General features: G+C 36.3%; 10 protein-coding genes. 5 read left to right on the forward strand and 5 right to left on the reverse strand.

Annotation, left to right across the window (positions count from 1 at the left end; translation table 11 throughout):
* Nucleotides 1-36: 36 nt before the first annotated feature.
* From ACQ76T_RS18255 to hemH, 3 genes are read left to right on the forward strand one after another with little or no spacing between them, the layout of a single operon-like run.
* Nucleotides 37-915 (forward strand): NifU family protein, encoded by an 879-nt coding sequence (locus tag ACQ76T_RS18255; RefSeq protein ID WP_422693964.1) that lies wholly within the window; start codon nucleotides 37-39, stop codon nucleotides 913-915.
* Between the two features lie 6 nt (nucleotides 916-921).
* Complete coding sequence (locus ACQ76T_RS18260) at nucleotides 922-1,458, forward strand: NADPH-dependent FMN reductase (protein ID WP_431344685.1); 537 nt, start codon at nucleotides 922-924, stop codon at nucleotides 1,456-1,458.
* Nucleotides 1,459-1,464: 6 nt separating this feature from the next.
* Nucleotides 1,465-2,499: a ferrochelatase gene (gene hemH, locus ACQ76T_RS18265; RefSeq protein ID WP_431344686.1), complete on the forward strand. Its 1,035-nt coding sequence runs from the start codon at nucleotides 1,465-1,467 to the stop codon at nucleotides 2,497-2,499.
* A gap of 85 nt (nucleotides 2,500-2,584) precedes the next feature.
* On the opposite strand, the gene ACQ76T_RS18270 is transcribed toward hemH, so the two are convergent.
* Together ACQ76T_RS18270 and ACQ76T_RS18275 are read right to left on the reverse strand one after the other, a co-directional pair.
* A complete protein-coding gene (locus tag ACQ76T_RS18270) occupies nucleotides 2,585-4,537 on the reverse strand; it encodes a M4 family metallopeptidase (RefSeq protein ID WP_431344687.1) in 1,953 nt (650 codons plus the stop codon).
* A gap of 352 nt (nucleotides 4,538-4,889) precedes the next feature.
* The gene (locus tag ACQ76T_RS18275) at nucleotides 4,890-6,110 is read right to left on the reverse strand and encodes a type IX secretion system plug protein domain-containing protein (RefSeq protein WP_431344688.1); all 1,221 of its coding nucleotides are present in this window, start codon (nucleotides 6,108-6,110) and stop codon (nucleotides 4,890-4,892) included.
* Nucleotides 6,111-6,181: 71 nt separating this feature from the next.
* On the opposite strand from ACQ76T_RS18275, the gene ACQ76T_RS18280 reads away from it, so the two are divergent.
* Complete coding sequence (locus tag ACQ76T_RS18280; RefSeq protein WP_431344689.1) at nucleotides 6,182-6,820, forward strand: MBL fold metallo-hydrolase; 639 nt, start codon at nucleotides 6,182-6,184, stop codon at nucleotides 6,818-6,820.
* Nucleotides 6,821-7,445: 625 nt separating this feature from the next.
* Here the strand turns inward: ACQ76T_RS18280 and ACQ76T_RS18285 are convergent.
* The 3 genes from ACQ76T_RS18285 to ACQ76T_RS18295 are packed head-to-tail and all read right to left on the reverse strand — an operon-like array spanning nucleotide 7,446 to nucleotide 12,624.
* Nucleotides 7,446-9,887, reverse strand: coding sequence for a TonB-dependent receptor (locus ACQ76T_RS18285; RefSeq protein WP_431344690.1), 2,442 nt, complete (start codon nucleotides 9,885-9,887; stop codon nucleotides 7,446-7,448).
* Nucleotides 9,888-9,911: 24 nt separating this feature from the next.
* A complete protein-coding gene (locus tag ACQ76T_RS18290) occupies nucleotides 9,912-11,393 on the reverse strand; it encodes a trehalase family glycosidase (RefSeq protein ID WP_431344691.1) in 1,482 nt (493 codons plus the stop codon).
* A gap of 1 nt (nucleotide 11,394) precedes the next feature.
* A complete protein-coding gene (locus ACQ76T_RS18295) occupies nucleotides 11,395-12,624 on the reverse strand; it encodes an MFS transporter (protein ID WP_431344692.1) in 1,230 nt (409 codons plus the stop codon).
* 123 nt (nucleotides 12,625-12,747) lie between these two features.
* Here ACQ76T_RS18295 and ACQ76T_RS18300 point away from each other — a divergent pair, with 123 nt between their 5' ends.
* The gene (locus ACQ76T_RS18300; protein WP_431344693.1) at nucleotides 12,748-13,653 is read left to right on the forward strand and encodes an AraC family transcriptional regulator; all 906 of its coding nucleotides are present in this window, start codon (nucleotides 12,748-12,750) and stop codon (nucleotides 13,651-13,653) included.
* Nucleotides 13,654-13,882 lie beyond the last annotated feature (229 nt).

The following is a 13,882-nucleotide window of genomic DNA, read 5'->3' on the forward strand; positions in this document are numbered from 1 at the left end:
TAATGCGTATTTTTGTATCTCAAATTTAACGAAAAAATGCGTACCGTACTTATAGAACCTACTGAAAACCCGAAAGTGATGAAGTTTGTAGCTGATTACAACCTGATCCCCGGGTCTTTGGAACTGGACAGAGATTCAGATATTTCAGAAATTCCTTTGGCACAGGAACTTTTCAATTATCCTTTTGTGGAAAGAATTTTCATCACTGCTAATTTTGTAGCAGTGGCTAAACAGGATACTATTGATTGGGAACATGTAGCTGAAAGTCTGAAAAATGTGATTGAGGATGAATTATTAGCCAATCCAAGAATTTATCTTCAGAAGAAAAAAGAAATGTATCAGATCTATGCTGAAATGACTCCGAACCCGAATGTAATGAAGTTTGTTTCCAACAAGTTGCTTATGGAAGGTTTTGTGGAAGTAAAATCAAGAGATGCTGCCGGGGATGTTCCTTTGGCGCAGGCTATCTTTAATGAATTCGATTTTGCAACGGAAGCTTTTATTTCTGACAATTTTGTAGCTGTTACCAGAGATAATTCTGTAGAATGGCACCAGGTAATGATGTCCGTTCGTGCTCTTATTGCTGAGTATCTTCAAAATGGAGGAGAAATTTCGAAAGTAGAACCTCAGAAACACGAAAATCCTGTTGAGAAAATCATCAACAGAGATTATACGGAAGATGAGCAGAAAATTTCTGATATTTTAAATGAATATGTAGCTCCAGCCGTAGAAAATGATGGAGGAAAAATTTCTTTAATGGAATATGATCAGGCCAACAAAACTGCAAAAATGCTTTTACAGGGTGCCTGCTCAGGATGCCCAAGTTCTACAGCTACTTTAAAGAACGGTATTGAAAATATTTTAAAACAATTCGTTCCGGACTTAGTAGAAAGAGTGGAAGCCGTAAACGGATAAAGAATAATGGAATACGGAAAGAAGATCCTTGTTATTATTGGAAGTGCTACCAAAAACTCCAGCAACCAGAAACTCATTGAGCAGGTATTGGAAAAAAATATTGGAGCCAAATTTCACATCTACGACGATCTTTCTGTTCTTCCCCACTTTGATACTTCGCTCACCGATTCTGATACTCCTGAAGAAGTGGTAAAAATAAGAGAGGAAATTGATAATGCTGCAGGCATCTTATTTTCTACCCCGGAATATATTTTCAGTATTCCCGGCAGATTAAAAAATATGTTGGAATGGTGTGTTTCTACCACTATTTTTTCTGACAAACCGGTTGCGGTGATTACGGCTTCTGCCAATGGAGAAAAGGGACATGAGGAATTATTATTAATTGTAAAGACTCTGGGAGCCAGAATAGATGATCAACATCAGCTTTTAATAAAGGGAATAAAAGGGAAATTTGAGTCTAATGGCTCAGTGGAAAGTAATACCTTTGTCAAAGTATTACAATTGGTAACGGATTTTTCAGAATCTGTTTCATCATTAAAATAAAAAATATTGAATAATAAAGGAATTTTACTGGTCAATCTTGGATCACCGAGATCTACAGCTGTAAATGATGTAAAGGAATATCTTGATGAGTTTTTGATGGACGAAAGAGTGATCGATTACCGTTGGATCTTTCGTTCCCTTCTCGTTCAGGGAATTATCCTGAAAACAAGACCTGCCAAATCTGCTGAAGCTTACAAGACCGTTTGGATGGATGAAGGTTCTCCACTGATTGTGATTACAGAAAAAATTCAGAAAAAGCTTCAAAAAGTAGTAGATGTTCCTGTAGAAATCGGTATGCGATATGCAGAACCAAGTATAGAAACAGGGATTCAAAAGTTGGTGGATCAGGGTATTAATGAAATCGTTCTTTTCCCTTTGTATCCCCAGTATGCGATGAGTACAACGGAAACGGTTATTGAAAAGGCTGAAGAAGTAAGAAAAAAGAAGTTTCCAAAGATAAAGATCAATTATATTCAACCTTTCTACAACAGAGATATTTATATTAACTGCCTTGCAGAAAGTATTAAGGAGAAACTTCCTGAGAATTTTGATGCACTCCAGTTTTCTTATCACGGTGTTCCGGAAAGGCATATTTATAAGACAGATCCTTCAAAAACCTGTAAAATTGATGATGCCAACTGTATCAACAGCCAGGTGGATACTCATAATGCGTACTGTTACAGACACCAATGTTATAAAACTACGGAAGCTGTGATTGCTAAAATGGGACTTCCTAAGGAGAAAACAATTGTGTCTTTCCAGTCAAGGCTAGGAAAAGATAAATGGATAGAACCTTATACCGATGAAACCCTGGAAACTATTCCTAAAAAGGGAGTAAAAAACCTAGCGGTTGTATGCCCAGCCTTTGTTTCTGACTGTCTTGAAACATTAGAAGAAATTTCTGTAGAAGGAAAGGAACAGTTTATTCATGGTGGAGGTGAAAACTTCCATTATATTCCATGTCTGAATGATGAAGACCGATGGATAGATGTAGTAAAGATTCTTTGTGAAGAGAAACTGAATGATTTCTATTTGGTTTAAAATACATTCACTTTCTTTAAAAATAAACAAAAGGCCGCGGGGAAAATCCCGCGGCCTTTTTACTGAAATATATTAAAGATTTGTTTTATTTTTTAATAAGGCTTCCTGCTTTCTGCCCATTTACCATAATGATATATACCCCTGAAAGAATATGAGATGGAAGCTGTATATTAATTTTGTTCATTCCATCTACAAGATCCACTTTTTCAGAAATTTCTCTTTTACCGGATAAGTTGATGAGTTCTACAGTTCCTTTTCCTTCTTTCCCTTCAAAGCTAACGGTAAATCTGTCTGTAGCCGGGTTTGGACTTATTGCATACAGCGGAGTTTCCGGCAGAGCTACTTTTCCTGCTGCAGAAGTTCCACCGCCAACACCTACGGCATTCCAGGCATTGGTAACCTGTGTTACTTCATTACTCCCCGCTCCATATAAATCGGCAGCTGCCTGAAGAGAATATGTTCTTGTATTGGCATATGTAGAGGTAGAAGTCAGATAGCTGGTTAAGGTTCTGTAAGCAATAGCGGCTGCTTTATCCAACCCAATACCGGAAACATTATAAGCAAAACCTTTATCGTTGGTTCCTGATCCTCCTGTTACCAGTAAGTAATACCAGAAATTGAGTACTCCCGAATTGGTATGAACGCCACAATAATCATTAGCCTGGCTTGGTGTGGCACATCCTGAAGTTGTCGCCGTTTTCCAATAAGTCCCCAAATAGGTATCTGGCTGTCCATAAGCATTAGGATTCGCCATATTTCTGATCACATAGCTGAAATCTTCGCCCAGTGTCCAGCTTGCCTGGGTAGGTCTTGCCCAACGTTCGATGGTATTTCCAAAGATGTCTGAGAAGCCTTCATTCAAAGCTCCCGGTTCTCTTTGGTAAACAAGATTGGCTGTTTTAGAAGTCATTCCGTGGGTAATTTCATGACCGCAAACATCAATTGCTGTTAATGGCTTCCCTCCGTTGGTACTGGAGCTTCCATCACCATACGTCATTCTGGAACCATCCCAGAAGGCATTAAAGTAATTGGTAGAATAGTGTACATAAGATTTGATAGCAAAATTGTTATTGTCTATACTTTTTCTTCCGAATTTTGTATAAAAATAGTCTACTGTCATTTCTGCTCCCCAATGAGCATCGGTAGCATATTGGTCTTTATTGGCATTCACATTATTCCAATTGTTATCTGCATCCGTAAAATCTACAGCAGAAGCATAACTTGTTCCTTTATTTAAATTATAGGTTTCTACGGCAGTTCCTCCGTTTCTTCCGGTTTCTCTCAAGCGATAACTGCCATTGTAAGAATCAGTAGTAATATTTCGGGTTCCACTGTAAGCTGTAACGGCTGTTCCGGGGCTATTCACATCATGGATCAAAGCATTTACTCCTAAAATTTTTCCATTTTTGGCGTCTACATATACATATTGTCTGCCTAACGGTTTTTCTGAATAAATATCAAATTTGTAAGCCAGTTTCAAGTCATTCAGTTTTTCATCTGTCGGATCTGAATAATACACCAATTCACCTTTTGGAGCGAAGGTTGCTTTATCATCATTGGACTCTTTTTTAATAAAAGCTTCTTCCTCTTTGTTCTGCCATTTATAGGTTTCTGCACCTACAAATGATAAAGCATTCTGCAAGGCTACATTCTCAGAAATATTGGCTTTTTTCTCTACAGGTTTTGAAGTCTGTACAATCCATTTTCCTGTTTCCCCTACAATTTTACCATCTCTGGTCTGTACAGCCATCATCCCATATTCTACAGGAATGTCATTAATGGTTTGTTGAAAACGATGAGTTTCAAATCCCAGTTCATCTTTTTCCAATCCCAACTTGCGCGACTGGCCTTGTGAAAGTCTTTGAGAAGCTTCATCAAACAAGACTGGACTTCCCTGGAATATAGGGGCATCTTTCTCGAATCGCATAAATTCTGCATGTAATCCACTGGTACCCGGAACTAATTTAGATGGTGTGTTTTGGGCAAAAACAAAAGAACAAGCAGCAACATTGGCTACTAAGATAAATTTTAGTTTCATAATAATATTTGGTTGGTTGTGGATACGAATTTATAAACTTTCACAACATAAATGCATTTTTATTGAATAAAATTCAATTGAAAAAATAAATCAATAAATAAACCACAATAATGATTTTAAAAAGAAGAAAATATTTTAAAGATAATTTTATAGCAATGAATATTTTTAATTGATATAATTAATTAAAATCAAAATTTTGTGAATTATTTTTTTCACTATGTTGTGCATTAAAATATTTCAAGAATAAAATTCCGCCTATTAAAAAAAAACCTGTATAAAATAAAGGCTGCCTCCAAAGAGACAGCCTGTTTTATAATCACTAAAAGTAGTTTCTTTTTTTAAAAATACGGGATCAGCGTTTATTACCTATAGGGGTTCTGAATTCTCCATATCCTATCAATCCGTCATAATTTCTTCCAAAAGGAGCATAATACAGAAACGCCTGGTATAGGTTTTCGGTTTGCCAGAAATTACCGTTTACTTCGCCAAAATTTAGAGCTCCGTTCCCTTCTTTAGTCGCCAAAACATAGTTATAGAAACCTTGCTTCAGATATATTCTGGCCACATATTGCTTGGTAGCTGCATCATACTGCATCTGATTCTCTTTACTCGGAAGAAAGTTGTTGAATCCTCCCAGTACATAAATTTCTTTATCTACAGGATCTGAATCGAGATAGAAATATACCCATGAGTAATCTGCTTCCCTTTCGGCATCTCTTTCTCTTCCCAAATCATTTCTTCTGTAATACCAGGCTCCGTTTACATCGGGCTGATATTGATAATTTAAAGGGAAGGCCCACACCGGATGCAGGTAAGTCTGATTCGTATCATCTTTGATTTCTGTTGCTCTCACCATATCTGCAGCCATATTCATGTTTTTATTATCGAAATAATAAAATTCATTATCACCTGGAAAAGCAAGATTCATCTGTTGGAAAAGAATCTGGTTACCTAAAACCGTACTTGCCTTCTGATTGGCAATCATCATATTCGGATTGTTATTCTGCATCACATTTAGACTGATAGAGTTTACATTTGACGAAATATCTCCTCCTGCAGGACTTGCCTTTACTTCTACCCTTTGGTTGATGTTAGGATTTTTTGCATCGGCTATCCTTGAAATATTCAATGCCATAGAAACTCCGTTCTCCACCAAATAAAATCTTCTTTTGAAAAGCGGTTTATCAACAGAATCTTTGTACACAATCAATTCATAGTTTCCTGAAATTTTCGGCTGTATCTTATCATTGGGAAAGGTCAGCTTATAATGAGTATATGCCTGCAAGGTATTGAAGGAATACTGAAACTGGTCAAGAAGTGCATTCATGCTTCCTGTGGCAAATTCTGTGAAGAAAAGGTTATCATCATTCCAGTTTCTGTCGTAATGTTTGATGGTGTACCTGTAAATTTCACTGCCATTGTTGAGATCATCGAAGCTTAAAACCAGTTGTTCTCCTATCTTAATTACAGGAGTTTCGTCATTGGTCTGGGGATTGAACAGCTGAATACTTTGGATCTTCTGTCCAAAAACCAGCCCACCCAAAGAGAGTAAGAGTATTCGCAAAGTTTTCATTATGACGAAGATAACGAAAAATAGCCATTTTCTTAATAATATCGTATTTTTGAATAAAAAATATTCAAAGTATGCTCCAGATTCAAGGCTTCGTATTCAATTTTGCAAGCGAAAATACATATATCATTTACAACGAAAATAAAAACGCCTGGTTAATTGATCCGGGAAATATGAGTCCACAGGAAACTCAGGCAATCAGTAACTTCATTACTGAAAATGGGTTGAACATTCAAAAGATTCTTCTGACTCATGCTCATATTGATCATATTCTTGGGCTTCAATGGGCTTTTGATACTTTTAAAGTACCGGTAACCCTACATCAGGAAGATCAGGAGGTATTGGATATGCTTCAGGCAAGCGGTGTACGTTTTGGGATGAAGATCGATCCTGTAAATGTAGAAGTAAAGTATGTACAGGAAGGTGATGAGCTTGAACTGGATGGGGAAAAATTCAAAATTTATCATGTTCCGGGGCATTCTCCAGGAAGTGTGGTTTATCATAATGAAAATCAGAAATTCATGATTTCCGGAGACGTTTTATTTGAAGGAAGCATTGGAAGAACAGATTTGTATAAAGGAAATTACGACCAGCTCATCAACGGCATCAAGACAAAACTTTTTGTATTAGACAATGATACACAGGTATTTTCCGGACATGGAAATCCTACATCCATTGGTTTCGAAAAGCAGTACAATCCGTTTTTTAAGTAAAATTTACTATTCGTAGTATTACCATATTAAGTCTGTTTAAACTTATATGTGGACGTATTCTGTGCCAGGATATTCTCTTAAGTTCACTTAAAGTGTTTCAATCTTTTGTGGCGTTTAAATTCATTGAATCTTCGAATTGTGGTTTAATAAAAACACACAAAAGAAGGATAATTTCTAAGGCTGGATTCCTACGGAATGACAAACATGACGTTGAGTGTATCCGTACACTTTGTCATTCCGTAGGAATCTAAACATTATATAGTTTTCAAACACTTTAAAAAGGATGAGGAATACCGCACAATGAATTTCATAGAGGATGAAAATCCTTGATTTTCAATAAAAATTTGGTGTACTTCTTATACCCAAAGTATATAAATTCAATAGCTTAAGTGTTTAAAAAAGCTTTTGTGACTTTTACGGTTTAATAAAAAAGTTTAAACAGCTTTATTATAAAAATTAAACCCTGTTTTAAGGAAATGTCTAATATATTTCTTTACAAACAGGGTGTTTTTTATTTTAAATAGGTAAATAAATATTAAATGGAAAACTCAATAAAAATAGGAAATCACAGCAAAAAACCGCCAAAAAAATTTCTGACGGCTCTCACTGTTATAAAGAAATAGATTTAGAAGTCTAAAGTAATAGAAGCTCTTGCAGCGGCTCCCATAATGGGCCTGGCCATTCTAATGTTCCCTGATACGGTTTGTGATCTTGGATCTCCTTCTGTAATACCGATTGTATTAAAGATATTAGTTCCGTCTACAGCAAAGCGTATTTTTCCTAGCTGATAAGACATTCCAGCTCCAAATTCTGTAAATGCAGGTAAAATATTATCCTCTGTATTTCCTTCATTCTGGAAACGTTTTCCATAATAATTCATACTTATATAAGTTCTCCATTCCTTGGTAATATTAACAGCCGGAGAAATGTTGAAATAGAATTTCGGAATTCTTCTTACCACATTTCCATCATAATTAAAAGTTGTTCCGTCAGCATTTCGCCCAGTAAAATCTTTATATTTTGGATTCTGGATTGTTCCGTTAAATGCTATTTCTAAGATATTATTGAATAATCTGGTATATCCTTCAATTTCTACCCCAAGATTGGTTGTATTCGCAAATTTATTTTCTGAAGTTCCGTTTGAGTATACATCTGTAAAGGAAAGATTCTTCAATGCAGAATAAAATGGAATCACAGCAATATCGAATGTACGCGAATAGTATTTGTACCCTACTTCCAACTGGTTGGTCTCTACAGGTTTGATCTGGCTCAAATCTGTCATATTATTGTAATATGCTTCTTCATTTGGAGATCTGAAACCATTGGAGAATCTGGCATACACAGCATTTTCTTTATTGATCTTATAATTAGTTGCTACTGTATAAGAGACTCTGTTTACATCATAGTTCCAATAGGTATATTTATTTCCGAGAACGGCCATATTATCGTCTGCTGTAGTAGTCGCAAAACTATGAACGCCATCAGTTGTTAATCCGGAGTTGTTCAGGTTAGCTGTTGTTGTATTAACTCCGTATCCTTTATAATAGTCACGGCTGTAACGCATCCCTGCATTGAAGCTCCATGCGTCTGTAATATTATAATCAAAATTCAAATATATATCGTTCAAACTTCCCTGAATTTGAGAATTTCTGACAAGGAAAGACATATTGGTAACCCCATTATAAGTTTTAGAATATCCATTATCATTAGGAGTAAGGGAAGTATCTACAAGATTTAGCAGCTCTGGACGGTCTGTTGCGGTAGTAAGAATATTACTCCAGTTCCAGTATTGCTGAGATTTCCAGTTAGATTTATAGAAGCCTGCAGTAATATTTCCTTTATCAAATTTATAATTGAACTGAAGGTCATTCACAAAATTATTCATCTTTTTGTCGATAGCCCAAAAACCCAATTCCTGAACATTGGCAGGATTCACAACACCTCCCGTACTTACTAATGAATACTGGTAATTGTTTCCGGTAATCCCTTTATCCTGAGCAAACTGTGCAGCTGATTTTGGACCTCCCGCAGGAAAGATTCCTGTATAATTCATATCAATATTGGTATATCTGGTTTTATTCAAAACAGTGATATTATGTCCAAGATCGTATTTAAATTCTGCTCCAAGAACATCTACTCTTGGGTGAATTCCATCTTCCAGGTTTCTATTAAAAAAACCACCTCCGGCCTGAGGAATATTCAACTGACTGATCGCTCTGTAGCTATAGGTACCATAATTGGGATCAAATCCGTTAAATCCTTTTAATTTATCTCCATCCTGCGTCAAAGGAATAGGTAAAAAGAAGGTATTTCTGTCATCCAGTTTTTTGTAATATACTTTAGCATACCCTTTATCGAAGACATATTTAAGATTCATTCTCACCTGTCCTCCGTTATTGGCTTTAAATCCTGTTTTTCGGATTCCGTCATCAGTTCTGTAAAAACCGCCTACATTAAAAAACAATTTATCTTTTACTAAAGCACCTCCCAGGTTAAGATCGGTACGCATCAAACCATAAGTACTGGTTTCCAGTTTTGCCGTTCCTTTAAACTCGTTCCCTCCTTCTTTTGTAATAAAGTTGATAAGACCTCCCGGAGAGTTATTAGCATAGATTGAACCCGAACCTCCTCTTAAAGCCTCCAGACGACTCACGGAATTATCGACACGAAAGAAATTATCTGCATTGGCAAACTGAAGTGCTCCGTCTTCAAATACCGGAAGGCCGTCTTCCTGCACCTGTACAAATTCATACGCACCAGCAGAAGGAATACCTCTTGCAAAAAGGTTATTTCCTACTTCACCTCCTGAAGTTTCCACGGCAAACCCTGGCACTCTCTGCAACAAAGCAGCAGCACTGATTGGGTTTTGTTTTTGAATTTCCTTAGAACTGAATGTGGAGATCGCAGTACTGGATTCTATTTTTTTCTTTGGATTTGAGTTTCCTGTGATGACAATCTGATCGATAGAGGAAACTTTTGCAGAATCCTGCGGTGTTTCCTGTGCATAAGCATTATTAAAGTATAAAGTAGCTGTTGCGGCGATTAAAAAGATTGATTTTTTTTTCATAGCCTTGATTTTTTATTGTTAGTTTCAGTTTTGTTGTAATTGCAAATACACTCCATTTGTCCAACCAAATCCATCCTGATTGGGGTACTCCCCTCCGCCTGCTATTGTTTCTGTATCTAATGCATTGTATTTTTCCATCAGTTTTCCGGTGTTTTTGTAGACTCTTTCTACATTGGAACACCAGTTGTTTTTAATTTTTTCTGCCAGATCATCGAATCCGTAATTTTTCATTGCTTTAAAACCAAGCCACTGATAAGGTGCCCATGCATTGGGTAAATCCCACTGCTGACCCGACTTTTTGGTGGTAGTCACCAAACCTCCCTGGTATAAAAACTTCTCCGAAATAGCTTTTGCTACAGCTTCTGCCTGTCGGTCATCTGCTATTCCAAGGAATAAAGGGTAAAGAGCAGCAATATGTTCAGACGGTGTTTTTGTGTTTTTTATGATATGATAATCTTTGTACATTTCCGTATTTTCATCCCAGAAGTATTGGTTGATCATCTGTCTTCGCTTCGCTGCTCTTTCAATGAAATAATTTTCTTTTTCAGGACGATTCTGAAGGGCTGACGATTTTGCTAAAGCAGACTCCAAATGCCATAAAAGACAGTTCAGATCAACCTCGGCAAGATTCAGCGTTTCTATCGTCTGTATATTTTCTCCGTCTGCAAACCATCGGCTGGAAAAATCCCACCCAGATTCACAGCCACTTCTTATATTTCTGTAAAATTCTTCTCCTGAAGCATTTTCTTTATCCTCAATATCAATTAAGTAACTTTCAGGACGAGGGGCATTTTCTGCATCATAGTAACGATTCAGAATATCACCTTGAGTTGTTCTCACCACTCTCTTTATGCCAGAACCTTTTTCAACATCCTCTTCTCCATTCATCCAAAATGCATATTCCTTTTCTAAAGTATCATAATATTGAATATACAGGTTTTCATTATGAGTCGTTTCAACAAGCAGATCCAGCATCAAAGAAAAATAAGGGGGCTGTGAACGGCTTAAAAAATGAGTTCTGCTTGCATTGGGAATAAAGCCAACATTTTGGATCAGGTAAGAGCAGTTTTCAACAATATTCTCCATCATTTCCACTCTTCCGGAAACCTGAAGACCAAGCATTATAAAATAGCTGTCCCAGTAGAAAAACTCATTGAAACGTCCTCCAGGAACAATATAAGGTTTCGGCAATTTCAAAAGAGTTCCTTTTTCTTCATATGCTGTACGGGTAAGTTCGTCCCATAGTTTTTCAATATGTTTTTCAATGGGAAGATGTTCTTCTCTATGAATAGAAACTCTGGCTCCAAGAAAATCAAAATGGCTCATTACAAAACTCTTCAGGTCGAAACCTTCAGTATCTTTTAACTGCTGATAATCTTCATTAATCTTAGAAACAGGAAACAAAGGAACTGCATCCGTCATCATTTTTTGATCTTCAAAGATTTGGGATCTCTGTACTGCATCAAAAAGGTCTTGAATTTCGTTGATATAAAGCTGGTTACTCATTTTATTTTTTAGGATTTATTTTTAATTTATTCATAAAAATTGCTGATATGATCAGTAATGAAAGAGGAATCAGGGAAAGGTAAAATGCCTGCTGTCCACTAAACTCCTGAAACACAAAGCCGGTAATAATAGAACCTACTGTTCCTCCGATTGCTGAGAAAACGACAATCAATCCGGACATTGCGCTGTGTAAATATTTAGGAATGGAAGCCAGAATCACAGAGTTGATACTCGGATAAATCGGAGCCAGCAAACCGCCCATTAGTGGAAACAGATACACGACTAAAGGAGCATTCAGCCAATTGGTTGCAGCATCAATATGAATATGATGGGTAAGCGGCAATACCAGAAGTAAACTAATAGCAAAACCAATCACACAGAATGATACTACATAAATCCAGCTAAATTTCTTGGAAAAGAATCCTGATAAAAATCTTCCCAATGCAAAGGCTCCTGCCAAAACAGCTCCTGCCTGAATACTCATTGAAGTAGGAACTTTTAAAATTTCTTTATAAAAAGTGGGTGTCCAGGTCTGAAAGCTTTGTTCTACCAATACAAAAAGAAATGCACACAATAAAAAGCACAATACTTTTTTATAGCTAAACAGACTTGCACTGTTTTTTAAATCTCCTAAAAGATCTGTTTTCTCACTTTTTGCCTCTTTTTCATTAAGCTTTGAAAAGAACAGAAACAAAAAAGACAATGCAGAAATGGCTCCCAATACCCAATACACATTTAGCCAATGGGTAGATTTCGGATTGTGATCATCTATATATAAACTGAACAGTACATTTCCTGCCAGCACTCCAATCATGAAAAACCCTTCCAGAAATCCCATAAAGCTTGAATGTTCCTTATCCGTTTCCGTCACCAATCCAATAGAAGTAAAAACCGATATCTTAATTAATGCGAAAGAGACGCCTACAATACCGAACAACAGTTTAAAAAACCAAAAGTCATTGGCAAACGGCATCACAAAACACATACAGCTTACCAATAGCAAGGCTGTTAACATAGAATTTTTGATCCCGATTTTGGGAAGAAACGATGCCAAAATAAAAGAACATATGGCAATCGGAAGATCTTTAAACCCCTCCAAAACACTGGCCGAAGATTTTGAAATTCCAAAATTCTGCTGTACCTGTAGAATGACTGTTCCTACAGAATTCAGGAGAATTGCAAAGACAAAATAGTTTAAAAATAAAACGGCCTTGATGTTAAGATTTTTCATTCAGCTTATTTCTTGTCGGCTAAGATAGAAGCATTTCTGTTAACGATAATTTAACACAGTAAATGAATATTTGAACAATATTAATATAATTAGTATTTTTAATGATTAAATATGATTAATTAAATGAAAGTTACTTTTGAAAGAGTGATCCCTAATGAAAAGAGCTCCTTCCGGACTATTCATAATAATTCTCCTATTTCAGAATTTAAATGGGAGTATCATTATCATCCGGAAATTGAGCTCGTGTGTGTAATTTCCGGGAATGGTACCCGCCATGTAGGCTATCATAAAAGTAATTATACCAATGGAGATCTGGTTCTGATCGGCTCCAATATTCCTCACTCAGGATTTGGATTGAATTCTATTGACCCGCATGAGGAGATTGTTCTGCAGTTTAAAGAAGAAATTCTGCAGTTCCCGCATCAGGAAGTGGAAGCAAGATCTATTAAAAACCTTCTTGAGCTTTCAAAATATGGCATTCATTTTCATCATAAAGTAAAAAAGGCCATGCTTCCCAGGCTAAAGCTGATGCTGGAATCGGAGGGATATAAAAGATATCTGTTGCTGCTGGAAATTCTTTTCGAGCTTTCAAAATGTAAAGATTATGATCTTCTCAACAAAGAGATCATGCCGTACACCATCATTTCAAAGAATAAAACCCGCCTTGAGAACATTTTTACGTATGTTGAACATCATTATGACAAAGATATTGATATTGAAGAAGTTGCTAAACTTGCCAATTTAACCTTACCGGCATTCTGCAATTTTTTTAAAAAAGCAACCCAAATTACTTTTACAGAATTTGTAAATCGCTACAGAATTAATAAAGCCTGTCTGCTAATGGCTCAGGATAAATCTATTTCCGAATGCAGCTATCACTGTGGTTTCAATAATGTGACTTACTTCAACAGAATGTTTAAAAAATATACGGGGAAAACTCCTTCTGAGTTTATTAAAAATTATTCCCACAGCAATGTCAATGTAGATGTAAAAGCTAAAAAGGAGACTAAGACGAGAATAAGCTTTTGATAATATTGATTTCCTGCTGAGAGTTCACATGGTTATACTCAACATTATTTTTGGTCATTCCGTAGGAATCTAGATTAGTTGATGATAAAAGAATGTAAGCTGTGTTAGGACTCCTATGTATGGAGTGACAAAGTAGATGGAGAAATTTACAGTGAATTAAAAAGCAGTGTCATCTGCCAGATCTGTGAAACAAAGCCCCAAACTATAAACCAACAAGAAACAAAAAAGC

The sequence above is a fragment of the Chryseobacterium sp. JK1 genome, assembly GCF_050632815.1.
Taxonomy (GTDB): Bacteria; Bacteroidota; Bacteroidia; order Flavobacteriales; family Weeksellaceae; genus Chryseobacterium.